Origin of the sequence: Rossellomorea vietnamensis NBRC 101237, from assembly GCF_001591825.1 — a bacterium.
GTDB lineage: Bacteria > Bacillota > Bacilli > Bacillales > Bacillaceae_B > Rossellomorea > Rossellomorea vietnamensis.
Map to the genome: position 1 here is coordinate 1 of NZ_BCVQ01000026.1, position 20,509 is coordinate 20,509.

Here is a 20,509-nt window from a genome sequence, read left to right on the forward strand (position 1 = left end):
GAACGCCTTTCGGTTGATTCGTCTTATGCTTGTCGCCTCTGAACGAGCCGCCTCCGCTTTTCGTTAGTCCATCATCTTATTTCCATCAGTATAATCATTGCGTTTCTGACGGTCCATGTTGATTTTATGGGTATCGTCGTCACGCATTTCGTACTGATCAGATGTCATTTCGCCGTTGGCATTTTCTCCTGAGTCGACATTTCTTCCTTGTGGAGAGTCTTTCAGCATTAGGTTGATGGTATCATCAATGGCTGTATTGGCGTTTTTACTGTCACTATCCATTTTAGCCAGGTTTTCGACATTCCGCATCAACGCTTTGTCATCGGTCACATAGACATGGTACCAACGTGGGATGACGGACATGGCTGTTTTCTTCACCTGATCGGCAACTTCGAAGCGTCCGTCTTTATCCTTTTTATCGGTCACATATGAGACTAATACCTCTTCGTCCGTGACGAGGGTAGAGCAATCTTTCACGTCAGGAAGGGCGACACTCATCTTGCTGATGCTGTCTGCTACCTGCTCGCGATTGATACTGTACATATCCTTCGTGGAAATGTTTTGACCACCTGTAGGGCTCTTCTGCTGGCGGACGTAACCAAATTCTTCCCCACGATGTGCCCCTTTTTTGGTCCAGCCATCTTCGTTATACAGGTCTTCCCTGTCACTTACGTTAATGGTATTCCCGTTGTCGTGGAACATTTCCTCATTGGCTGTGTCGATGCCATTACAGGCTGTCCCGATCAGTGTGATGCCGAGAACCGTTGTACCTAAAAGTAATTTATTCAACTTAAACACCCCCTATTTAGTAGGGTGACCATCTCTTATGGCAATTTTTCATAGTAATTAATGGACAATCCGTTATAATTTAAAATAAGGAAACGAAAGTGGGTGGACAGAGGTGATTTGTGTGCAGAACACGTGCTACGAAATCGTCGAGGAATTCAGGGACGGATTCAACGAGGAAGCTTTCAAGGAGAGGTATAGCGATATCTTAAGCAAATACGACTATATCCTTGGTGATTGGGGATACGGGCAGCTCCGATTGAAAGGATTCTTCGATGATCACAATCAAAAGGCTTCTTTCGACACAAAGGTGAGTACTCATAAGGATTACTTATATGAATACTGTAATTTTGGGTGTGCTTATTTTCTCGTGAAGAAAGTCAAAAAATAATGGTGAAAGGAACAAACGATGATGGTCGTTTGTTCCTTTCTTTTACTTATTTTCAGTATATGGCGGTTCTTCATTCACATCCGGGTCGGCATGAACAGGATGTGAGCCGGGTTCCTGACGCGGTATATCCTGATGCAGGGATTTATTCTCGTAGTTGAAGGCGCTATAATACCGTTGGCCTTCTTCCCATGGTGTACTCTTGTTTTCGACAGGGGTATGCTTACCTCTGGGAGCACCGTAAGGACCTTCCGGAAGTGTTTCGGGGACGAGAAAATTACGGTATGTCTCTACATTGGAGAAGTCACTGTATTCTTCGTCTTCTTTGTCATAGGATTTCCGGTCTTTGCTCATTTTATCTCCCACCTTTCATACGTTTAGTATGTGAGGGGGAGGTGAAGTTCATTCTCTCAAGGGACGATATGGATCAAAGAATGATCTCACCTAAGAAATCCCTTAATTCATCCGCTTCTTCTTCGGTTAATTTAAATACACTCTCCACGTATCCCGGTTCATCAAGGTCATCTCTTCCCATGATGGCAAAGCGGCTGCCCTGCAGATCCAGAACCAATGATTTACCGTAGTAGCGTTCCGTTTGGGTAATGGCCAGGTCGTACCGTTGATTTTCCCCCATAAAACTTACGAAACGCGTTCGTGTACTTTCTGTATCGTCATATAAATAAAAACGTTCACTCATCACGATGTCCTCCTCTGTTTATGCTTATTTCATCATACCAAACTGAGAGGGGAATTGCAGGATGTACCTGTATGGGGCAGGTGGAATTATGTTAAAATAAAGTGTCAGGTTATTGTTGAAGAGAGAGGTGAGCATCATGTATTTCGTAGACAGGGAAAAGATTGAAGAAATATTGGTCTATATGGATGAGCAGCTAAACATATTCAGCCGTCAAGAACAGTGGGACACTACGCTGGAAAAGTTGGCCCTTGAAAGGGTTGCACATGTCATCATTGAATCCATCCTGGACGTAGGGAACAGCATGATTGATGGATTCATCATGAGGGATCCGGGAAGCTATGAGGATATCATTGATATTCTTCTGGATGAAAAAGTGATCACAGACAAGATGAGTGAAGACCTGAAACGCCTCGTCGAACAGCGTAAATCACTCGTTCAGGATTATACAACGATCGATCACAAGCAGGTACATACCGTTCTGGAAGACGTGTTCCATACACTGAACCAGTTCCCGTTACAGGTCCAAAACTACCTTGAAAATGAACTGGGCCCCGTTTCGGCATTCAAAAACTAAACGTATTTGACAGCGCTTCCTTTATAAGAAGCGCTGTCTTATTTTCTTGAGAGTAACATGCTTACTAGAGAAGAAATAGAAAAATTGGACATACTAACGACACTATATGGAGGTAGATGATGAAAAAGTATCAAGGGTATTTAATCGACCTGGATGGAACGATGTATAAAGGGAAAGAAAAAATCGATGAAGCGGGGGACTTTGTGAAGCGGCTGCAGGCTAAGGGCTTGCCTTATCTGTTCGTGACGAACAACTCTTCAAGAAGGCCGGAGCAGGTGGCAGAGAAATTGCGGTCATTTGATATACCCGCAACGAAGGAACAGGTATTTACGACATCCATGGCGACGGCACAGTACATGGCGAAGGAAAAGCCTGAAGGAACGGCCTATGTCATAGGTGAAGAAGGGATACGCTCAGCACTTGAAGAGAACGGTATTACACTTCGGGATGATAAACCTGATTTCGTGGTAGTGGGGATTGACCGGGAGATTAATTACGAGAAATTATCCCTCGCTTGCCTGGGGGTGAGAAACGGCGCAACGTTCATTTCAACGAATGGAGATATCGCGATACCGACTGAAAGGGGATTGCTTCCGGGGAATGGTTCCCTGACGTCTGTTGTGACTGTCTCCACCCAGACCGAACCGATCTTTATCGGTAAGCCCGAGTCCATCATCATGGAACAGGCATTGTCTGTCTTGGGAGTCCCGAAGGAAAATACGCTGATGGTGGGGGATAACTATGATACAGATATCCTCGCGGGGATAAATGCAGGACTCGATACACTCCTTGTTCATACAGGTGTTACGACAAAAGAGGCGTTGACCAAAAAGCATATTCAGCCTACCTATACAATTGAAACATTGGATCAATGGGATATATAGAATAAAAAAAGTGGAGGCCGACTGAAGCCTCCACACCTTTCATTGACCCTGCTGAGTACTCAAATAGAAGAAATGTCTTAAATTAGTAACATATTCATAATAGACAACACACGTTTGTATAAGTAAAATAGAACTAGTGTGAAAAGAAGTAAACAAAATACTATTTATACTTTGGGGACCTTTGTCACGGTCCTTTGACTGGCAATATATACACCTCTATAGATATTGTGAAGTATAAATAGTAGGTAAAATTATACTCCTAATGAATGATGTGTTTTTTCCTCTAACTAACGTTAACTTTCCATGACGCATATTTGAGTACCCAGAAGGATTATGAAGACGAAGAATGAAAATTAGTGAAATTTTTAAAAAAGTTTTCGAAATTAAGTGTAAAGGTATCCAACTAGGGTAAACATCAAAGGTAGTAGGGGACTATTAGCATTGATACCTTTTCAATTTCTAACTATTCTTTACGAATGCACACAACTTTAAGAATGAAAGTCATTGTTTCTTAGCTTGATTTTCGAAACATTCCACGTCATTTCTAAAGAATTTTTAAAAGGGTAGTGAGGTAATGAGTATTACAGTTACAGGACTTGTCGGAAAGAAAATAAGGCAACATAGAAGAGCAAAAGAAATCACCATACAACAATTAAGTCGCAAATGTGGATTAACGGTTAATTATATTTCGTTGATTGAAAAGGGAGAGGCGAATCCCTCTTTGAACAAGCTGTTTGCGATAGTATGCTCGTTGGAGATCCAATGGGAAGACATTATGCCTAATTGTGAAGAACACCAGGACCTCTATAATCAAACGATATTTTAATGAACTAATTTTCTCTTTTTCATTTCTTGTTCGATCAGAGTGATGAATTCATCACTGAGTTTTAACTGTTTTGCTTTTTGTAAGGCATCGATAAGGGCTTTGTCACTCAGGAGCTTAATAAGATCTCACCTCGATCTTTATTTAGGGCGTTTATAAAATGTGGGATGCTGTAGACTCCAAAAGAGTGTAAATCCTTTTTTTTTGGTATGTAATTTAGATTAGACACAGGTACATTATAAATATAATTACAACTATATTTGTAATTATATAAAACTATTCGCTGATGTGCAATCATTAAGTTAGTTAAATGGATCTAATGATTTACACTCTATAATCATTTAGGTAAAATTGTATCAATTACCCTGTACACTTCTTCCATCACTAAAAATCAGACGACCCTGTCGTCTGATTTGGAATACTTATTCACCTTCATTTTGCGCCCTTCGCCCGGTGTGCCAATCGGCTTGAAGCGGCCGCTGCAATGGCTCCTACAATGTCATCCAGGAAGGTATGGCACATACCTGATGATTTATCATTCAATCTCTCCAGGATCCCCGGCTTCTGTTTATCGATATATCCGTAGTTCGTGAACCCGATCGAACCGTATACATTCACAATGGAAAAGGCCAGGATTTCATCCACACCATATAATCCTTCATCTACTTCAACAATCGCCTGCAATGGTTCCATCAGCATCTTTTTCTCAGCTAATATATCAAGTTGAATGCCTGTCAGGATGGCGTTCTGTACTTCACGTTTCGTCAATACACGTTCCACGTTATAGACACATTCCTCCAATTCAAGATCAGGATGATACTTCTGTTGAAGGTACATGACTAATTGAGCGATGTCTTCTATCTCCACTCCTCTTTCATGCAGCCATTTACGTGCCGTGCTCTCTAATAAATCCATTGACTCTTTATCCTTCATCTTATTCACCTTTTTCCTTGAAAGATTATAAAACCCCTATTTCGATTAGACGAAGCCTTGTTTTACTCATATGATTCCCAATTGAAAAATAGACATAATAATAGCTTCTGTTCTCATTCTTGCCCATCCATGGATTGGGATATTCATAAATGCTTGGGAATGATAGTCCCGGTTAGCGCATTCAGCACATGAATGATGAAAAAGAACGGTCATTAAAGATAGGAGAGGTCGGTATGTCTCAAGAGATATTAATAAACCATTTTGGGTTGCATCCTGAGCGGGCATTCTTCGATGGAATGATGGATCGATATATGGTCGGGGGATTAGTATATAGTATTGTGGGTGTATCGAATATGGAACAGGAAACCCTGGTGGAACTATATAAATTAGCAGAACACCTGAAAAGCACCGGGGACCGGCATGTGTCGACCTTTGTCCAGAGCAATGAGGGGAAATTCCTCGTGGTGGAGAAGGATAAGGATTATGTCGTCCTTCGAAATGAAGGCATAGAGTCCCCCCCTTATCATAAGCTCGGCCGAAAGCTAAGCAAGTTCCATTTCAGGGGACGGACCTTCGAAGAGAAAGTGGAAAAAATAAATCGCATGGGACAGTGGAAGAGTCTGTGGGAAAAGCGGATGGCTCAATTGGAAAAAGCCTATTATCAGGTCATTCAGGATCAGCCCGCTGACGAGTTTGAACGCCGGTTTGTCGAGAGTTATCCTTATTATAGTGCGCTTTCGGAAAATGCCATTCAATACCTGGTCGATACGGAGCTTGATGAAGACCCGAAGGCGGAGGACGCCGGAACGATCTGTCATGAACGGTTTCTCGATTCCACATGGGGGACCGAAATGTGCATACATTTTCCGTTTCAATGGGTATTCGACCATTGCAGCCGGGACATAGCCGAGTGGGTGAGGGAACGATACTTCATGAGGAGCCAAACGTTTCATCCGGAGCTTCAGGAATTCATGAAAGAGTATGAGTCGGTTACACCTCTTTCTCCTTTTTCATGGAGGTTGTTGTATTCCCGGCTATTGTTTCCCCTGCATTATTTCGAATGCATCGAGGAGTATTACATTTCACAATCAGAACAGAAGAAAAAGACAGTCGAAGAGAAACTGGAGCGCTATTTGAAAAATTCACATCAATACGAAGCGTTTCTGGCAGACTTTTACCATATGTCCGAAGTGCCGGTAAAAAAATGGGGGATTCCCCTCGTAGCGTGGTTGTAATCCAATCTCCCAAGATGGGATGTGCCTTCCCTTTTATGCTAAACTGAAGAAAAGAAAAGTGAAGGCAGGGGATTTCTATGAAGCCATTCATCTATATTACGAGGAAACTTCCTGAGGCCGCGGTTGCGCCATTGACAAAGGAATTCGAAGTGGAGATGTGGGAACGGGAGGATGCCCCGGTACCAAGGGACATCCTCCTTGAGAAAGCAGAGAAAGCATCTGCTTTACTCACCATGCTATCGGACAAGGTAGACCGGGAACTCTTACAGCGTGCCTCCTCTTTACAAGTGGTGGCAAATCTTGCGGTGGGCTTTGATAATATCGATCTCGAAGCGGCAAAAGAAAAGGGTGTCACCATCACCAATACACCCGATGTACTGACGGAAACAACGGCGGATTTAACCTTCGCCCTCCTGATGGCAACCGCAAGACGAGTCGTAGAAGCCGACCGGTTTATAAAAGAAGGAAAGTGGAAAAGCTGGTCACCCCTTCTCCTTGCCGGAATGGATATTCATCATAAAACGATGGGGATCGTTGGAATGGGAAGTATCGGTGAAGCGGTAGCGAGAAGGGCGAAAGGATTCAATATGGAAGTGCTGTACCATAACCGTTCCCGTAAATCCGAAGCTGAAGAGACACTTGGAGTCCGATATGTGTCATTCGATGACCTTCTTGCCCAATCAGATTTCGTGGTCGTCCTGGCTCCCTTGAACGAGGAAACACAGGGGATGTTCCAGGAAGATCAATTCACTAAGATGAAGGAAACGGCGATCTTCATCAATGCAGCACGTGGAGCCATCGTCAATGAAGCGGCCCTCGAGCAGGCGTTAAAGAGGGGGGACATTGCGGGAGCCGGCCTCGATGTATTCGAAACCGAACCAATTAACGAGGATCATCCCCTTCTCCAATTCGATCAAGTCGTTGCCATCCCTCATATCGGAAGCTCTTCCAAAGATACCCGTCATGACATGATGACCCTGTGTGTAGAGAACATACAGGCCGTCCTTAATGGGGACAACCCGAAAACAGAGGTGAAGTAAAAGAAAAAAATCCTGAATCCAATAAAGGATTCAGGATGTAAGGCCATAGCCCGATTAGAATACTTGTTCTACTTCAACGATACCAGGAACTTCTTCCACCAATGCGCGTTCGATTCCTGCTTTTAATGTGATGGTTGAACTTGGGCAGCTTCCGCAAGCACCAAGAAGGCGCAATTTCACAATGCCATCTTCAACGTCTACAAGTTCACAATCTCCACCATCGCGAAGTAGGAACGGACGTAATTTATCTAATACTTCCTGAACGGGTGCAATCATTTCGTTTTCAGCCATAATTATCTACTCCTTTCCTTACTATCTATTATAATGACATATTCGCAAAAAATCTATCAACCTGCAAATGATTGGGCATTTCTTTTTCAAGAAATGTTTCCCATTCCGTTTCCAGAAAGAAAATGGTTCCAACCTTCCTGCTTTTTTTGTAAAATAAACAAAAGAGGGGAACAAGGGGGAGGATCATATGGAACGTAAGCCGGTTGAACTTTACGTGTATGGGGCAGAAATACTTTGTCCAAGCTGCGTGAACTTACCATCATCGAAAGAAACGTATGAATGGCTGGAGGCTGCTGTAAGCAGGAAATATCCCGATCAGCCATTTGTCATTAAATATGTGGATATCCACAATCCGCCGGAAGAAGAATCGGTGAAACAGTTTGCCTCAAGGGTAGTGGAAGAAGATATGTTTTATCCGGTTGTCTTGTTGGATGGCAAAATTATCGGAGAAGGAAATCCCCGTTTGAAGACGATTTATTCAGAACTTGAGAAGTATGGATATAAAGCGGTTTAAGCCCTGAGGAAGCCCATTTCATTTAATGAAATGGGCTTTATTTATGTGTAGGGTGAGGCGAATGAATTGATGCAGCACCTCCCTTATCTTATACTGATTGAGAAGACTGACTAGTCAGTTAATTAAAGGGGGAACATGATGAATTCGTTTGAATCTGTATTTCAGTCCAACTTTAAAAGGGGAGCCTACCCATTTTATTCCCACTTAAGAAATACGGATCCGGTGTTTGGTGCCTGGGAAGATGGTGGTCAAACTACGTGGATCGTCTCTGGGTATGACGATGTGTTAGAACTATTAAAAACCCAATCGTTTATCAAAAATCAATCAAAGGTGTTTTCGAATTCGGACCAACATAACGATTTGCCTCTGGAGGCAAGAGTGTTCCAGCATATGATGCTCGATGTGGATCCACCGGACCATACTCGGCTAAGAAAGCTTGTACAGCCTTATTTCAACCCTAAAAGGATACAAAAGCTTTCACCCAGGATTGAGGCGGTAGCTGATCAACTTATTGACCAAATGAAGGTAAAACAAGGCCCGGTAGACTTGATTGATGAGTTTGCCTTCCCACTACCAATCATCGTTATTTCCGAACTTCTAGGAGTACCGGTAGAAGACCGGGAAAAGTTCAGGCGCTGGTCCAACACCATTGTGTCGGCATCAGACAATATGAACGATGATTTCCAAGGAGATGTGAGGGCATTTATAGACTATTTGACGCTTCTGTTTGAAGAGAAAAAAGAAAGCCCTAAGGATGATCTGATTTCAAATCTGATCTTACATGAGGAAGAGGGGGAGCAGTTAACGGAAGATGAACTATATTCAATGATTGTTCTTCTTATCATTGCCGGGCATGAAACAACGGTCAACCTGATTGGGAATGGGTTGTATGCACTCTTTGAACATCCGGATCAATTAGAGAAACTGAGGGTGGATCACTCTTTAATTGAAACGGCCATTGAAGAGTCTCTTCGTTTCTATAGTCCGGTTGATTTTTCTACAGCACGGTGGTCTGCTGACGACATTGACTTCAAGGGAAAACGCATCAGGAGAGGTGACATGGTACTGGCTTCGATTTCATCAGCCAACCGTGATGAAAGGAAATTTGTAGGTGCGCAAACATTCGATGTGACCCGGAAGCCGAATCCCCATATGGCTTTTGGGTATGGCATTCATTTCTGTCTGGGAGCACCCCTTGCAAGGCTTGAGGGGAAAATAGCATTTGAGAAACTGCTCAGTGCCTTTCCAACAATGTCCATGGTGGGGAATCATGACGATTCCAATTGGAGGGATATGTTCTTGCTTAGGGGATTAAAGGAATTGTATGTGGATTTGAGTGGATGAGAATAAGGACGTAAAAAGAACCCCTACTGATGGAAAGTAGGGGTTCTTCTATCAACCATTATGATATTTATACATCCACAATACACCGGATTTCAACAATCGGGCGACACGTCCTGTAATAGAGCGCTCGTTTACCAGTCCGAAACCATGTTTCTTTCCGAGTGAACCAAGGATCCCTTTTAGTTTGATCTTTGGTAGTTCTGCCGGAAGCTCTTCGTTATTCCAGCGCTTCAGTAAAATGGTGACGATTTGTTCTGCCTGCCCTTCAGCAAGTTGTGCACTTGGGGCTTGAGGAAGGCTTGCGCAGTCACCGACCACATACACGTTCTCATCCTGTGGCAGGTTATGATACTTTGTCAAGATGACGCGACCGCTTGCATCCTTTTCCACATCCATATCGCGAACGACCTTGCTCGGTTGAATTCCTGCAGTCCACACGATGGCATCACAGAAAATCTGTTCTTCGTGGTTATGCAGTGTATTCGGTTCCACTCTTGTAATATTGGAATTGTTCACGATTTCTACGCCATTTTCGTCAAACCAACCGTGTACGTAGGAACTTAGACGTTCAGGGAAGGCGTTGAGAATGCGTGGTCCACGGTCAAATAGTTTAATTTTCAGATCAGAACGGCTTTCCCTAAGCTCACTGGCAAGTTCAATGCCGCTTAAGCCGGCGCCGACGATCCCGACGATCGAACCCGCTGGAAGATTACAAAGGGTCTGATACGTCTTACGTGACCTTTCAATTGTTTGAATCGAGAACGTATGTTCATCTGCACCCGGTACATTATGATATTTATCTTCACACCCGAGTCCGATGACAAGATCATCATAAGGAACGGGATCCTGATCTTTCATACGAACGAGCTTATTCTCCATGTCCACGCCTGAGATATCTCCGTATACATAGGATAACCGGGCATGTTCCGGGAATGATACGCGTACATGCTGATCTGAAATCGTACCGGCAGCAAGCGCATAGTATTCTGTCTTCAGACAGTGATAAGGATTTCTGTCAATCAGGGTAATCGATACATCTTCAGGTAATTGGTTGGGTAACAAGCGAAGAAGGACGCGCATGTTCCCATATCCTCCGCCAAGCAGAACTAATTGTTTCATGGAAATTTCCCCTTTTTGCACTCTACATTATTGTTGAAATAGTGTGTTTGTATATGATTTATATCCCGTTATGGATCGGGACAGGATTAAAGGACAGTCACGCCGGAGCGGGTCCTGACAAAGTAAGCATTTTCAATGTGAAGCATAATTCGAGTAAATTCTACATAAATAAACCTATTAACATTAAAAGTATATCGAAATAAAGGTGTTTTCACAACAGAAATAAGCGAAAATGTTCACAATCTGTTATACCATTACATGGAATGCAAATCATTGACGATAAGGTCAAAAAAAGGTAGCATAACAAAGAGTAGTGAGGTGATGGAATTGAAACCTATTATTGAATTTTGTATTAGCAATCTTGCTAGCGGTGCGCAAAAGGCGCTTGAGATATTAGAAAGAGACCCGAACCTTGATGTCATTGAGTACGGATGCCTGGGATACTGCGGAAAATGCGCCCAGTCCTTTTATGCTCTCGTCAACGGGGAGGTCGTAACAGGCGACACGCCTGAAGAACTGGTGGATGAGATCTATCAATTCCTTGAAGACAACCCGATGTTCTAAACAAAAGTCGGCCCTGACCGGCTTATTTTTTTTGTGAAAAAACATCTAAAAAACCAGTGAGGGATCACTGGTTTTATCACATTGACTTCATCTCTTTATAGATTTCCCGGATTTCATACCAGCGCTCCCTGGCCATTTCGATGATTTTCGGCTCGGTGGAGAGATGCTGCTTGCCGATGACTTTGGAAAGATAGGCAACAGCTTCCTCTATCTTATCCTGCCTCCTCAGCAATTCTGCAATGATATACAGAAGCTTCGTTTCGGACATCATAGAACCTGAAGGGCCATCTGTTAAATAAGCATCGATGTATTCATGGGCAGCCAGATTAATGAAGCGTCTTTCCTGTTCTTTATCAGCCACCCTTCGATAGAGCCAGGCAGTTCGAAGGTATAACCCTGCTATGGTCACTTTTTTCTCCTTCTTGATCAAAGCGCAGTAGGCGGCCAGTTTATATGTATTGATCGCATCGTCATATGACCTGACGTTCCCATAATCCTGAGGCTGCCAGTGCAGACTGATTTTCTTTTCGAGCTCTGCTTTCAGAACAGGGGGTATGTATGCGGTAAAATCATCCGTATAAGAAAAACCGCACTGCGGACAGACGGATACATTATAGAGCAAAGGGTTCACTTCATCTGATTCATACTGGGGACAAAAGTCACTGTCATATCCGGTGAGCTTCACAAACCGGGACCGGATCCTTGTGGTGCTGTATGAGTGTTTACACGATAGACACTGGGTCTTCTTATCATAAAATGGTGTCACAACCGTCATGAATCTCACCTCATAATCGGGACTATTTACCTCATTATACCTTGATGAAGGTGAGGGGAACCAGTATTTTTTATTCATGGTGAGTAAAAAGTTGTGTTTAATGAGAATATTCGTATAATTATTCTTCCAATCATTCACCAAAGCCCCATCGGTTGAGTAGTAAAATAGAAAGGAGTATACTAAGTAGTAAGAAATGAAAAGGTTGGGGGTGTAATGAATGAGTGAAGTTGTCATTCTAACAGAAGCCGCTGCCCTTCAGATTAAAGATATGATGAAGGAACATGACGAAACAGATGCCATGTTACGTGTAGCGGTAAAAGGGGGAGGCTGCAGCGGCCTTTCTTATGGTATGGGATTTGAACATGATCTACAGGATGGAGATACAACGACAGAGCAGCACGGAATCAAGCTGGTCGTAGCAAAAAATGATGCAGCCATCTTGAACGGTACGAAAATAGACTACAAGCAGTCCATGATGGGCGGAGGCTTTACCATCGATAATCCGAACGCCATCGCGTCATGCGGGTGCGGATCATCATTCGTGACGGCGACGAATAAAGGTACGCCGGAGAATTGCTAAACATAAAAAGGGACGGACCTCACTAAATTGAGGTCCGTCCCTTTTTTAAGCTTAATGTATGTTTTTAAGTGCTTCTTCTACAGATGTGTCACCACTTAAGATTTCGAATACTTTGTGGTTGGTTTCTTCGATGGTTAAAGAGTCCACAAGCACCTTCGCGACGTCTGCACGGGGAATGTCACCGCTTTTATCCGTGATGCTTGTCGCAGCTTCGATCTTTCCGGTTGCATCATCGAATGAAAGGGATCCTGGGCGTACGATTGTATAATTCAAGCCGCTCTCTTTCAAGTGGGCATCGGCAGCACCCTTGGCTTTTAAATAGAATTGCAATTCATCCGGTCCGCTTGAAGGATTATCGGCCCCCATGGAGCTGAGCATCACAAAACGCTCAATTCCCATCTTCTTCGCATAATCCACTGCTTTCTTAGCACCCTCCTGGTCGATGGCTAACGTCTTATCGTCTCCTGTCGATCCACCACTGCCGGCTGCAAAAATGACGGCATTCACATTTTCAAGGGCATACGAGAAATCCTGTTCAAGGTCGGCAACGATCGGTCTTGCCCCCAAGTCTTCCATTTCCTTCGCCTGTTCTGTTTTACGGATCATGGCTCTCACGAAATGCTGACTGCTATTTGAAAGTTCTTTCACTATATGGCGGCCTGTGTTGCCGTTTGCTCCGATAACTAACACATTCATTTTACACATCATCCTTTATCTGAAATTTTTTGTCCTACTATTGGTCTACCCATTCAGGATGAAAATAAACAAGGGAGTGGGCGGGGATAAGGGAAGAACACAATGGTTGGAAGGAAGTTGTGATCGCAAACTCTACTATCAATAAAAAAAGCCCAGGATACGATATCCTGAGCCTTGAATGGTATTAATCCGTAAACATGGACGTACTGTGCATCGGCTGCACCCTTGCTTTTGGATCCATATACGCTTTGGCATTGTTGACAGCTGTCGGGGCCTCGCCGAATCCACTTGCAATGAGTTTGACTTTCCCATCATACGTGCTGATATCACCGGCGGCATAAATGCCCGGGATATTCGTTTCCATTCTGGAATTGACCACGATTGAGTTCTTTTCGATTTCCAGACCCCAATCTTTGATCGGACCGAGGGAGGAGACAAATCCGAAATTTACAATTAATTCATCAAGGTCGATAATTTCCTTTTCGTCGCCTTTCGTTTCCTCCAGTACGAGCTGATAGATCTTCTCTTCATCGACGACCAACTCGGATGGGACGTATGGTGTTTTCAGTTCAACCGTGGAGTTGTGTAAATTCTCCACGCTGTGCTCATGAGCCCTGAATTTATCACGTCTATGGACGAGATAAACCTTTTCTGCGACGGGCTCAAGCATAAGCGCCCAGTCAACAGCAGAGTCCCCGCCGCCGCAAATGACCACTTTCTTCCCTCTGAAATGCTCGAGGTTATCGACAAAGTAATGAAGGTTTTTCCCTTCAAATTCAGACGCATGTTCGAGTTCCAGGCGGCGTGGCTGGAAGGCACCGTTTCCTGCCGTGATGATGATCGTTCTGGAAAAATGGACTTCTTTATCGGTGGTGAGCTTGAACATGCCGTCAGCCTGTTTTTCTACACCTTCCACGGCCTGCTCCAGACAGATCGTCGTTTCGAATTTCGCCATTTGTTCTTTTAAATTATTGACGAGGTCCTGGGCCTTCACTTTAGGAAAACCGGCAACGTCATATATGTATTTCTCAGGATAAAGAGTAGCAAGCTGCCCCCCGAGTTGTGGTAAACTTTCGATGATCTTGACAGATGCTTTTCTCATGCCGCCATAGAACGCTGTAAACAGCCCCGTTGGACCTCCGCCTATGATCGTAATATCATACACTTTTTGATCTTCCTTCAACTTGATCCCTCCAACCATTTAGATATGCTTCTTTTACCTTTATTCTATCACACAGCTTTTGATTATTCCCAATGATAGAAGACGCAGGTTCAGATAAATCAGACTTATCTATGAAAGAGACTACGACTTTTGATTGATTAAACCGGCATTTTTTAAATATTCTTAAGAATTTAATTTCCTATATATATCTTGAAAATGCGAGGCAAAAAGAATATTATGTAATGTAGACATATTGTTAAGAATTTATGACAATTTTCGCATAACTATGGAGTAGTTCGTGAAATATGTCACATACTTTGTTCTCATATTTTTATACACTATTTCCTTTTTCAATAAGGAAAAAAACATCGCGTTTGATTTGTTTTAGCTTCCTTTTTATAGGGAAAAAGATAATAGTATCAGATTGAACGGGATAAAAACGCATAATGTGGAGGACTCTAAGAGTATCCAAAGCAAATTTATCAAAAAAGGTGGATGTGATTCAGTTGAGAAAGCCAAGAATCGTTGTATTAGGTGCAGGTTATGGTGGATTAATGACGGTAACCCGTCTTCAAAAGCAACTCGGAACAAATGAAGCAGAAATTATTTTAATTAATAAGAACGATTATCACTATGAAACCACTTGGTTACACGAAGCTTCCGCAGGTACGCTTCATCACGACCGTGTGCGCTACGACGTGAAAGATGTTGTCAACACGAGCAAAGTGAACTTCCTGCAAGCGACTGTTGAAGATATCAAAGTGGAAGAGAAGAAAGTCATCACGGGTGAAGGCGAAGTAGAATTCGATTACCTGGTAGTGGCTCTTGGTGCAGAATCCGAGACATTCGGAATTCAAGGCCTTCATGAGCATGCATTCATGATTTCGAACATCAACTCTGCCCGTCAAATCCGTGAGCACATTGAATTGCAATTTGCTACGTATAAGAACGAAGGAGAATTGAACGATGAACGCTTGACCATCGTTGTAGGTGGAGCAGGGTTCACTGGTATCGAATTCCTTGGAGAACTGGGTAACCGTGTTCCTGAGCTTTGCCATGAATATGATATCGACCGTAAGAAAGTGCGCATCGTATGTGTGGAAGCTGCACCGATGATCCTTCCTGGATTCGATCCGGAGCTAGTGAAATACGCACGTGCCAAGCTTGAGAAAAAAGGCGTGGAATTCCATATCGGAACTCCATTGAAAGAAGCAAAGGCAGACAGCGTACTCATCTCCAAAGGGGAAGATGAAGTCGAAGAAATCAAAGCTGGTACGATTGTATGGGCTGCAGGTGTTCGTGGTAACTCCATCATCGAAAGAGCTGGAATCGAAAATATGCGTGCCCGCGTGAAAATCAACCGTGATCTTCGCGCACCTGGACATGACAATATCTTCATCATTGGTGACTGTTCACTGATGATCAATGAAGAAACGGATCGTCCATACCCGCCGACTGCACAGATCGCTATGCAGCAAGGGGAAGTATGTGCCCGTAACATCGCATCTTTACTGCACGGTAAAGAGGATCTGGAATTATTCACTCCAGACATCAAAGGTACAGTATGTTCACTTGGTGAAGATGATGCGATCGGTGTCGTCTACGGTAAGAAAATCACCGGTACGAAAGCTTCCTTCATGAAGAAGGTTGTCGACAACCGTGCTCTTTACATGGTTGGTGGACCATCACTAGTGTTCAAAAAAGGTAAATTCAAGTTCTTTTAAGCCCTAAGGATTTGTATGAAAGCAGAGTGGATTCCACTCTGCTTTTTATTATGGGAGAATATAGACGGAGGTGCTTACAATGAAAAGGGGTAAGGTGTGGCTGGCCGTTGCAGGTCTGGTCATGGATGAGGATGGGAAATGGCTCGTGGTCAAAAAGAAATACAGCGGATTGAAAGGGATGTGGTCCCTGCCTGCAGGATTTGTGAACGCCGGGGAAACCGTCGATGAAGCAGTCATAAGAGAAGTGAAGGAAGAAACGGGATTACATACAACCATTAAAGGGATCATCAGCGTAAGGTCGGGGGTCATCCAGAATGATATCAGCGACAACATGATGATCTTCTTGCTGGAGAATGAGGGAATTTCTTCTATTGAAAAAGAAGAAGCTGAGTTGTGGGATGTCCAGTGGAAATCACCTGAGGAACTTCTGGCAGATGAGAAGACATCCGTGATGGTGCATGAGATGATCAAACGAATGAGTTCCATGCAGAAGTTGAATCTGATCGAGGGCATCAATCCCGGTGACCAATTCGCCTACACACAATACCATTTATTTTTATAAAATTCTGTAAATTTTAAGAAAGAAAGAGATAATGAAAGAAAAACACAAATGTATTCGCTTTCTTAAAGGTACATCCCCTTTAACGTCCCTTTTCTTTATTTCGGATAGATGATATATTATCAGAAAATTAAGAAATTAAAGAAAAGGGAGAGGGAAAAATGAGAGCTACTGCGAATGCTAAAACGAAATACTGTCTTTATTGTTCAGGAAAAGGATACTTTCAGTTAGTATTGGGTGGTTCTGAAACGTGTCCGTGCTGCGGAGGCAGCGGGAAACAGAAATAACCCCTTAAGGATAGAAGATGAGAGCAGACCTAAAAAAGGTGGATGCTTCCCTTGTGGAGTATGCAAACCGGTGTTGGGTCTGTTTTTTTATGTCTGGAAGATAAATAAGTTTATTTTGTGAATAAGTGACAAATCTTTCCCTGAAAATATTGACGCTTACATTTCACTCGGGGTACACTATTCTTTAGTGTTATGGAGGTGTAATTGCTAAAATGCCTATACATGTAATGATTATATCGATGCTTCTATTTTTTGTTCTATTTTTCGGAATAGGATTTTTGTTAAATATGTTACTGCGCATGACATGGATCATGGCCATCATTTATCCGATTGTCGTTATTTTTATCGTGGACGAAGTTCGTTTTATAGATTACTTCCGAAATGCAGGGGAGTCTTTTTCAGAACTTGGGACCAGACTCAGCCACTTGGCTGTAGCCGATCTCGTGATTCTCGGAAGCGGCCTCGCAGGTGCCATCCTGTCCGGCATCGTCATGAGAATCCTAAGAGCAAAAGGATATCGCATGTTCTAACCACATCCGTTTAACCGGGAACTTAAATCCCAAGGTTGAACGGATTTTTTATTTGGGACGATTAAAGTTATTAATAAAGTGATTATCTGATACGAAATCTATTTTGAACTGTTTATCTATTCTTAATTTGATTGTCAAGATTTTAAAGTATGAAAGCACAGAGCGGAAAGGAACGGTCTCTGTTTCCAGGCACTTGCTCATAGATATTAATTCTCTAATAAAATATTTTAGAAAATAGAACATACTAGTTGAAGTATAGAATAGCCTGGTTTTAAAGGACTTTTCTCCCTAAAAGGAATACTAAAATAATTTCCAAATATTACAACTATTCGATTTTTTTATCAATTTATGCATATATCTCCTCCCGAATGGGAAGTATGTAGGGTGGGAGGAGTGAATACATGAATCTGTTTAAAATTTGGACGAAGAGATTCGTTATGATCAGTTTATTTATCCTTGCACTCGGTACGACCTTTCAATCGGTGTCGGGGGTAGAGGCACAAACCTTTAAAACCTGGATGATGGACAAGGGTGACAGTGATCAAAAGAGTCTCGAAGACAAAGAGCATAAGACAAATCCATTGCATTTGTCATTCAAGTTTCTTAAAAGGTTTACAGGCTATGAGACAAAAGTGTCAGCCAGTGCATCTGCCAAACCTGCCACATTGGAAGAATCCATTGATTGGGATCAATATACGAAACATAAGGTTGTAGCGACAGGCTATACGGCCGGCGTTGAATCGACGGGGAAGGACCCTGGTCATCCCCTATACGGCATTACATATTCAGGAGTGAAAGTGAAGCGTGATCTGTACTCTACGATAGCAGCGGATATCTCCGTCTATCCAATCGGAACCATCCTGTTTATCCCTCACTATGGGTATGGGGTCGTTGCTGATACAGGGAGCGCGATCAAAGGAAATAAATTAGACCTCTATTATGAAACGGTGGACGACGTATATAATGAATGGGGCAAACAGACTTTGGAAGTCTATGTGGTCCAGATGGGTACGGGTGAGCTATCCGAAAAGGACTTGACCGACCTTAATGAGAACAAATCCATGCAGGTTTTCAGGCAGCAAATTTTATCACCTGAAAAAGAATAGAGACGGGCACGCAGTCAAACTGCGTGCTTTATTTATTGATGGTCCTGGACTAAAGGTAAGAACTAAGGTGCAATCCGTTTAACAACCGTGTAAATAGGGGAAAAAAGAAAGGGAGAAACGAAACCAAAAGGAGTGAAAGATATGAACAAAAGTCAATTCGACAAAATGAAGAATGGAGAAGGTTTCATCGCAGCGCTTGATCAAAGCGGCGGCAGTACACCGAAGGCATTGGCAGGGTATGGAGTGCTAGAGGATTCTTATTCCAATGAAGATGAAATGTTTGATAAGGTCCATGAAATGCGGACGAGAATCATCACTTCCCCATCCTTCAGCCCCGACAGGATCCTCGGGGTCATTCTTTTTGAACAAACGATGGACCGGGAGATCGAAGGTAAATATACAGCGGACTACCTTGCAGACAAAGGCATCGTCCCTTTCCTGAAAGTGGATAAAGGTCTAGCGGAAGAGAAGAATGGTGTCCAACTCATGAAACCGATCCCCGACTTGGATGAGACCCTTCGCCGTGCCACTGAACGGAAGATTTTCGGCACGAAAATGCGCTCAGTCATCCACGAACCGAACACGGGCGGCATCAAAGAAGTCGTCGATCAGCAGTTCGACTTTGGTAAACGCATCATCGCAGCCGGTTTGGTCCCGATCATCGAACCTGAAGTCAACATCCACAGTGAACAAAAGGAAAAATCTGAAGCCATTCTATGCGAGGAAATCCTGAAGCATTTGAATGAACTATCTGAAGAGGAAAACGTCATGCTGAAGCTCTCGATCCCGACGAAAGCGAATGCGTATAAAGAATTGGTTGAGCATCCACGCGTCGTGCGGGTCGTTGCCCTTTCAGGAGGCTACTCCCGCGATGAAGCTAACGCAAAGCTGAAAGAAAATGACGGAGTGATTGCAAGCTTCTCCCGGGCATTGGCTGCCGACCTGAGTGCCGATCAAACCGATAAAGAGTTTGATGCTGCGTTGAAGAAGGCTGTTGATTCGATTTATGAGGCTTCAGTTCATAAGAACTGATAAGTTAATGAGAAGTCTTTAGGAATAAGAAAAAAAGAACATGCCTGCTCGCTACTAAGTGAGCAGGCATGTTCTTTTATGTTTCATCATATAAATCGGGATGAAGCAACCGGGCAAGTTTCACGGCCCCTTTTAACAGAAGGGGGGATGGCCTGCAATAGAGGGCTTCTTCCAGGACGAAAATCCGGTCTTCCTGTACAGCGTCGAGTGTATTCCAATCAGGGCGGTTCTTTACGATCTCAGGCTTGACCCTGCTTTGCCTGACGCCGACCCATGCCAGGCAGATATAATCCGGATTTCGCTTCAATACGTCCTCCCAATCGGTTTGAACACTTGCCAGGTCCACATCGTCAAAAAGGTTGCGTGCACCGACCATTGTGCTTAATTCTGTCAGCCAATTGACCCTTCCAGGGGTGAAGACGGGTTTCGGCCACCATTCCCAGTAAAGGGAGGGAGGATGTGAAACCTTTTCCCCGATCGTCTTTAAGCGTTCGACAGTACCGAGGAATTCCTGGCGGCGTTCGATGGCATGCTCCTCGATCCCACAGGCTTTCCCCACTGTCAGGAGATCATCTGCAATGTCAGTGAAGCTCTGGGGGTTCAGGGTGATGTGTGGGATATTCCTCTTTTCGAGTTCTTCTATATTTTTCTCCATGCCTGGGACGCTTAAGGATGAAAACACCAAATCCGGCTTCAATGACTCCAGCTTATCTATATTAATCGATAGATCCGGTCCGAGCTGCGGAAGGGATTTTACCTCTGACGGATAGTCGGAGTAATCATCCACGCCTGCAAGAAGAGGTGTCAATCCCAGGTAATCGATGATTTCTGTATTACTGGGGCAAATGGATACGATTTTCATGATC

27 protein-coding genes are annotated in these 20,509 nt (G+C 43.4%); 16 read left to right on the forward strand and 11 right to left on the reverse strand.

All coding sequences use genetic code 11. The features are described 5' to 3' along the window. Positions 1 to 63 precede the first annotated feature (63 nt). A complete protein-coding gene (locus BVI01S_RS13665; RefSeq protein WP_061810620.1) occupies positions 64 to 798 on the reverse strand; it encodes a YhcN/YlaJ family sporulation lipoprotein in 735 nt (244 codons plus the stop codon). Between the two features lie 103 nt (positions 799 to 901). On the opposite strand from BVI01S_RS13665, the gene BVI01S_RS13670 reads away from it, so the two are divergent. Next, on the forward strand, positions 902 to 1,177 hold the full coding sequence (locus BVI01S_RS13670; protein WP_061810621.1) for a YutD family protein: 276 nt from the start codon (positions 902 to 904) through the stop codon (positions 1,175 to 1,177). Between the two features lie 42 nt (positions 1,178 to 1,219). On the opposite strand, the gene BVI01S_RS13675 is transcribed toward BVI01S_RS13670, so the two are convergent. Together BVI01S_RS13675 and BVI01S_RS13680 are read right to left on the reverse strand one after the other, a co-directional pair. Beyond that, positions 1,220 to 1,528, reverse strand: a complete 309-nt coding sequence (locus tag BVI01S_RS13675; RefSeq protein ID WP_034763749.1) for a hypothetical protein — start codon at positions 1,526 to 1,528, stop codon at positions 1,220 to 1,222. 73 nt (positions 1,529 to 1,601) lie between these two features. After that, positions 1,602 to 1,871, reverse strand: coding sequence for a DUF3055 domain-containing protein (locus BVI01S_RS13680; RefSeq protein ID WP_061810622.1), 270 nt, complete (start codon positions 1,869 to 1,871; stop codon positions 1,602 to 1,604). A 136-nt stretch (positions 1,872 to 2,007) separates the two neighbouring features. On the opposite strand from BVI01S_RS13680, the gene BVI01S_RS13685 reads away from it, so the two are divergent. From BVI01S_RS13685 to BVI01S_RS13695, 3 genes are all read left to right on the forward strand, one after another. Then, positions 2,008 to 2,445 (forward strand): DUF86 domain-containing protein, encoded by a 438-nt coding sequence (locus BVI01S_RS13685; protein WP_061810623.1) that lies wholly within the window; start codon positions 2,008 to 2,010, stop codon positions 2,443 to 2,445. Positions 2,446 to 2,564: 119 nt separating this feature from the next. Then, a complete protein-coding gene (locus tag BVI01S_RS13690) occupies positions 2,565 to 3,329 on the forward strand; it encodes a TIGR01457 family HAD-type hydrolase (protein WP_061810624.1) in 765 nt (254 codons plus the stop codon). 574 nt (positions 3,330 to 3,903) lie between these two features. Next, positions 3,904 to 4,155, forward strand: a complete 252-nt coding sequence (locus BVI01S_RS13695) for a helix-turn-helix domain-containing protein (protein WP_061810626.1) — start codon at positions 3,904 to 3,906, stop codon at positions 4,153 to 4,155. On the opposite strand, the gene sda is transcribed toward BVI01S_RS13695, so the two are convergent. Both sda and BVI01S_RS13700 read right to left on the reverse strand, forming a co-directional pair. Next, a complete protein-coding gene (gene sda / locus BVI01S_RS22205) occupies positions 4,152 to 4,274 on the reverse strand; it encodes a sporulation histidine kinase inhibitor Sda (protein ID WP_082804743.1) in 123 nt (40 codons plus the stop codon). The two genes, BVI01S_RS13695 and sda, sit on opposite strands and share 4 nt — an antisense overlap. Before the next feature lie 310 nt (positions 4,275 to 4,584). Then, positions 4,585 to 5,085 carry a phosphatidylglycerophosphatase A family protein gene (locus BVI01S_RS13700; RefSeq protein WP_034763757.1) on the reverse strand — a complete coding sequence of 167 codons (501 nt, stop codon included), beginning with the start codon at positions 5,083 to 5,085 and terminating at the stop codon, positions 4,585 to 4,587. A 233-nt stretch (positions 5,086 to 5,318) separates the two neighbouring features. On the opposite strand from BVI01S_RS13700, the gene yutH reads away from it, so the two are divergent. Continuing rightward, entirely contained in the window at positions 5,319 to 6,320 is a 1,002-nt protein-coding gene (yutH, locus tag BVI01S_RS13705; RefSeq protein WP_061810627.1) for a spore coat putative kinase YutH, read from the forward strand. Between the two features lie 77 nt (positions 6,321 to 6,397). Next, positions 6,398 to 7,360, forward strand: a complete 963-nt coding sequence (locus BVI01S_RS13710) for a 2-hydroxyacid dehydrogenase (protein WP_061810629.1) — start codon at positions 6,398 to 6,400, stop codon at positions 7,358 to 7,360. Between the two features lie 54 nt (positions 7,361 to 7,414). Here the strand turns inward: BVI01S_RS13710 and BVI01S_RS13715 are convergent, their stop codons facing one another. Then, positions 7,415 to 7,651: a NifU family protein gene (locus tag BVI01S_RS13715; protein WP_034763763.1), complete on the reverse strand. Its 237-nt coding sequence runs from the start codon at positions 7,649 to 7,651 to the stop codon at positions 7,415 to 7,417. A 187-nt stretch (positions 7,652 to 7,838) separates the two neighbouring features. On the opposite strand from BVI01S_RS13715, the gene BVI01S_RS13720 reads away from it, so the two are divergent. Both BVI01S_RS13720 and BVI01S_RS13725 read left to right on the forward strand, forming a co-directional pair. Then, positions 7,839 to 8,165 (forward strand): YuzD family protein, encoded by a 327-nt coding sequence (locus BVI01S_RS13720; RefSeq protein WP_034763764.1) that lies wholly within the window; start codon positions 7,839 to 7,841, stop codon positions 8,163 to 8,165. Between the two features lie 138 nt (positions 8,166 to 8,303). Beyond that, on the forward strand, positions 8,304 to 9,509 hold the full coding sequence (locus BVI01S_RS13725) for a cytochrome P450 family protein (protein WP_034763766.1): 1,206 nt from the start codon (positions 8,304 to 8,306) through the stop codon (positions 9,507 to 9,509). A gap of 51 nt (positions 9,510 to 9,560) precedes the next feature. Here the strand turns inward: BVI01S_RS13725 and BVI01S_RS13730 are convergent, their stop codons facing one another. Then, a complete protein-coding gene (locus BVI01S_RS13730; RefSeq protein ID WP_034763767.1) occupies positions 9,561 to 10,628 on the reverse strand; it encodes an NAD(P)/FAD-dependent oxidoreductase in 1,068 nt (355 codons plus the stop codon). 321 nt (positions 10,629 to 10,949) lie between these two features. On the opposite strand from BVI01S_RS13730, the gene BVI01S_RS13735 reads away from it, so the two are divergent. After that, on the forward strand, positions 10,950 to 11,192 hold the full coding sequence (locus BVI01S_RS13735; RefSeq protein WP_034763769.1) for a YuzB family protein: 243 nt from the start codon (positions 10,950 to 10,952) through the stop codon (positions 11,190 to 11,192). Between the two features lie 76 nt (positions 11,193 to 11,268). On the opposite strand, the gene BVI01S_RS13740 is transcribed toward BVI01S_RS13735, so the two are convergent. After that, complete coding sequence (locus tag BVI01S_RS13740; protein ID WP_034763770.1) at positions 11,269 to 11,967, reverse strand: DUF2225 domain-containing protein; 699 nt, start codon at positions 11,965 to 11,967, stop codon at positions 11,269 to 11,271. A 217-nt stretch (positions 11,968 to 12,184) separates the two neighbouring features. On the opposite strand from BVI01S_RS13740, the gene BVI01S_RS13745 reads away from it, so the two are divergent. Further along, a complete protein-coding gene (locus BVI01S_RS13745; RefSeq protein ID WP_034763773.1) occupies positions 12,185 to 12,547 on the forward strand; it encodes a HesB/IscA family protein in 363 nt (120 codons plus the stop codon). A gap of 51 nt (positions 12,548 to 12,598) precedes the next feature. Here the strand turns inward: BVI01S_RS13745 and BVI01S_RS13750 are convergent, their stop codons facing one another. Together BVI01S_RS13750 and BVI01S_RS13755 are read right to left on the reverse strand one after the other, a co-directional pair. Next, complete coding sequence (locus BVI01S_RS13750; protein WP_061810630.1) at positions 12,599 to 13,243, reverse strand: SDR family oxidoreductase; 645 nt, start codon at positions 13,241 to 13,243, stop codon at positions 12,599 to 12,601. Positions 13,244 to 13,427: 184 nt separating this feature from the next. After that, positions 13,428 to 14,426: an NAD(P)/FAD-dependent oxidoreductase gene (locus tag BVI01S_RS13755; RefSeq protein ID WP_061810654.1), complete on the reverse strand. Its 999-nt coding sequence runs from the start codon at positions 14,424 to 14,426 to the stop codon at positions 13,428 to 13,430. Positions 14,427 to 14,911: 485 nt separating this feature from the next. On the opposite strand from BVI01S_RS13755, the gene BVI01S_RS13760 reads away from it, so the two are divergent. The 6 genes from BVI01S_RS13760 (at position 14,912) to BVI01S_RS13780 (ending at position 19,643) form a co-directional block, all read left to right on the forward strand. Beyond that, positions 14,912 to 16,129: an NAD(P)/FAD-dependent oxidoreductase gene (locus tag BVI01S_RS13760; RefSeq protein WP_034763985.1), complete on the forward strand. Its 1,218-nt coding sequence runs from the start codon at positions 14,912 to 14,914 to the stop codon at positions 16,127 to 16,129. A gap of 79 nt (positions 16,130 to 16,208) precedes the next feature. Continuing rightward, on the forward strand, positions 16,209 to 16,691 hold the full coding sequence (locus BVI01S_RS13765) for an NUDIX hydrolase (RefSeq protein ID WP_061810631.1): 483 nt from the start codon (positions 16,209 to 16,211) through the stop codon (positions 16,689 to 16,691). A gap of 158 nt (positions 16,692 to 16,849) precedes the next feature. Beyond that, positions 16,850 to 16,975 (forward strand): YuiA family protein, encoded by a 126-nt coding sequence (locus tag BVI01S_RS22760; protein WP_159362729.1) that lies wholly within the window; start codon positions 16,850 to 16,852, stop codon positions 16,973 to 16,975. Between the two features lie 212 nt (positions 16,976 to 17,187). After that, the gene (locus BVI01S_RS13770; protein WP_034763779.1) at positions 17,188 to 17,505 is read left to right on the forward strand and encodes a YuiB family protein; all 318 of its coding nucleotides are present in this window, start codon (positions 17,188 to 17,190) and stop codon (positions 17,503 to 17,505) included. Between the two features lie 401 nt (positions 17,506 to 17,906). After that, entirely contained in the window at positions 17,907 to 18,611 is a 705-nt protein-coding gene (spsC, locus tag BVI01S_RS13775; RefSeq protein WP_034763780.1) for a stationary phase survival protein SpsC, read from the forward strand. A gap of 141 nt (positions 18,612 to 18,752) precedes the next feature. Beyond that, positions 18,753 to 19,643, forward strand: coding sequence for a fructose bisphosphate aldolase (locus tag BVI01S_RS13780; protein ID WP_061810633.1), 891 nt, complete (start codon positions 18,753 to 18,755; stop codon positions 19,641 to 19,643). Positions 19,644 to 19,719: 76 nt separating this feature from the next. Here BVI01S_RS13780 and BVI01S_RS13785 read toward each other — a convergent pair whose 3' ends face one another. Continuing rightward, positions 19,720 to 20,505, reverse strand: a complete 786-nt coding sequence (locus BVI01S_RS13785; RefSeq protein ID WP_061810634.1) for an ABC transporter substrate-binding protein — start codon at positions 20,503 to 20,505, stop codon at positions 19,720 to 19,722. Positions 20,506 to 20,509 lie beyond the last annotated feature (4 nt).

What these genes read in the sequence shown, in the direction of transcription:
- BVI01S_RS13675 (WP_034763749.1), bottom strand. Translation starts at nt 1,528, where the DNA reads ATGAGCAAAGACCGGAAATCCTATGACAAAGAAGACGAAGAATACAGT.
- BVI01S_RS13680 (WP_061810622.1), bottom strand. Translation starts at nt 1,871, where the DNA reads ATGAGTGAACGTTTTTATTTATATGACGATACAGAAAGTACACGAACG.
- BVI01S_RS13685 (WP_061810623.1), top strand. Translation starts at nt 2,008, where the DNA reads ATGTATTTCGTAGACAGGGAAAAGATTGAAGAAATATTGGTCTATATG.
- BVI01S_RS13690 (WP_061810624.1), top strand. Translation starts at nt 2,565, where the DNA reads ATGAAAAAGTATCAAGGGTATTTAATCGACCTGGATGGAACGATGTAT.
- BVI01S_RS13695 (WP_061810626.1), top strand. Translation starts at nt 3,904, where the DNA reads ATGAGTATTACAGTTACAGGACTTGTCGGAAAGAAAATAAGGCAACAT.
- BVI01S_RS13700 (WP_034763757.1), bottom strand. Translation starts at nt 5,085, where the DNA reads ATGAAGGATAAAGAGTCAATGGATTTATTAGAGAGCACGGCACGTAAA.
- yutH (WP_061810627.1), top strand. Translation starts at nt 5,319, where the DNA reads ATGTCTCAAGAGATATTAATAAACCATTTTGGGTTGCATCCTGAGCGG.
- BVI01S_RS13710 (WP_061810629.1), top strand. Translation starts at nt 6,398, where the DNA reads ATGAAGCCATTCATCTATATTACGAGGAAACTTCCTGAGGCCGCGGTT.
- BVI01S_RS13715 (WP_034763763.1), bottom strand. Translation starts at nt 7,651, where the DNA reads ATGGCTGAAAACGAAATGATTGCACCCGTTCAGGAAGTATTAGATAAA.
- BVI01S_RS13720 (WP_034763764.1), top strand. Translation starts at nt 7,839, where the DNA reads ATGGAACGTAAGCCGGTTGAACTTTACGTGTATGGGGCAGAAATACTT.
- BVI01S_RS13725 (WP_034763766.1), top strand. Translation starts at nt 8,304, where the DNA reads ATGAATTCGTTTGAATCTGTATTTCAGTCCAACTTTAAAAGGGGAGCC.
- BVI01S_RS13730 (WP_034763767.1), bottom strand. Translation starts at nt 10,628, where the DNA reads ATGAAACAATTAGTTCTGCTTGGCGGAGGATATGGGAACATGCGCGTC.
- BVI01S_RS13735 (WP_034763769.1), top strand. Translation starts at nt 10,950, where the DNA reads ATGGAATTGAAACCTATTATTGAATTTTGTATTAGCAATCTTGCTAGC.
- BVI01S_RS13740 (WP_034763770.1), bottom strand. Translation starts at nt 11,967, where the DNA reads ATGACGGTTGTGACACCATTTTATGATAAGAAGACCCAGTGTCTATCG.
- BVI01S_RS13745 (WP_034763773.1), top strand. Translation starts at nt 12,185, where the DNA reads ATGAGTGAAGTTGTCATTCTAACAGAAGCCGCTGCCCTTCAGATTAAA.
- BVI01S_RS13750 (WP_061810630.1), bottom strand. Translation starts at nt 13,243, where the DNA reads ATGAATGTGTTAGTTATCGGAGCAAACGGCAACACAGGCCGCCATATA.
- BVI01S_RS13765 (WP_061810631.1), top strand. Translation starts at nt 16,209, where the DNA reads ATGAAAAGGGGTAAGGTGTGGCTGGCCGTTGCAGGTCTGGTCATGGAT.
- BVI01S_RS22760 (WP_159362729.1), top strand. Translation starts at nt 16,850, where the DNA reads ATGAGAGCTACTGCGAATGCTAAAACGAAATACTGTCTTTATTGTTCA.
- BVI01S_RS13770 (WP_034763779.1), top strand. Translation starts at nt 17,188, where the DNA reads ATGCCTATACATGTAATGATTATATCGATGCTTCTATTTTTTGTTCTA.
- spsC (WP_034763780.1), top strand. Translation starts at nt 17,907, where the DNA reads ATGAATCTGTTTAAAATTTGGACGAAGAGATTCGTTATGATCAGTTTA.
- BVI01S_RS13780 (WP_061810633.1), top strand. Translation starts at nt 18,753, where the DNA reads ATGAACAAAAGTCAATTCGACAAAATGAAGAATGGAGAAGGTTTCATC.
- BVI01S_RS13785 (WP_061810634.1), bottom strand. Translation starts at nt 20,505, where the DNA reads ATGAAAATCGTATCCATTTGCCCCAGTAATACAGAAATCATCGATTAC.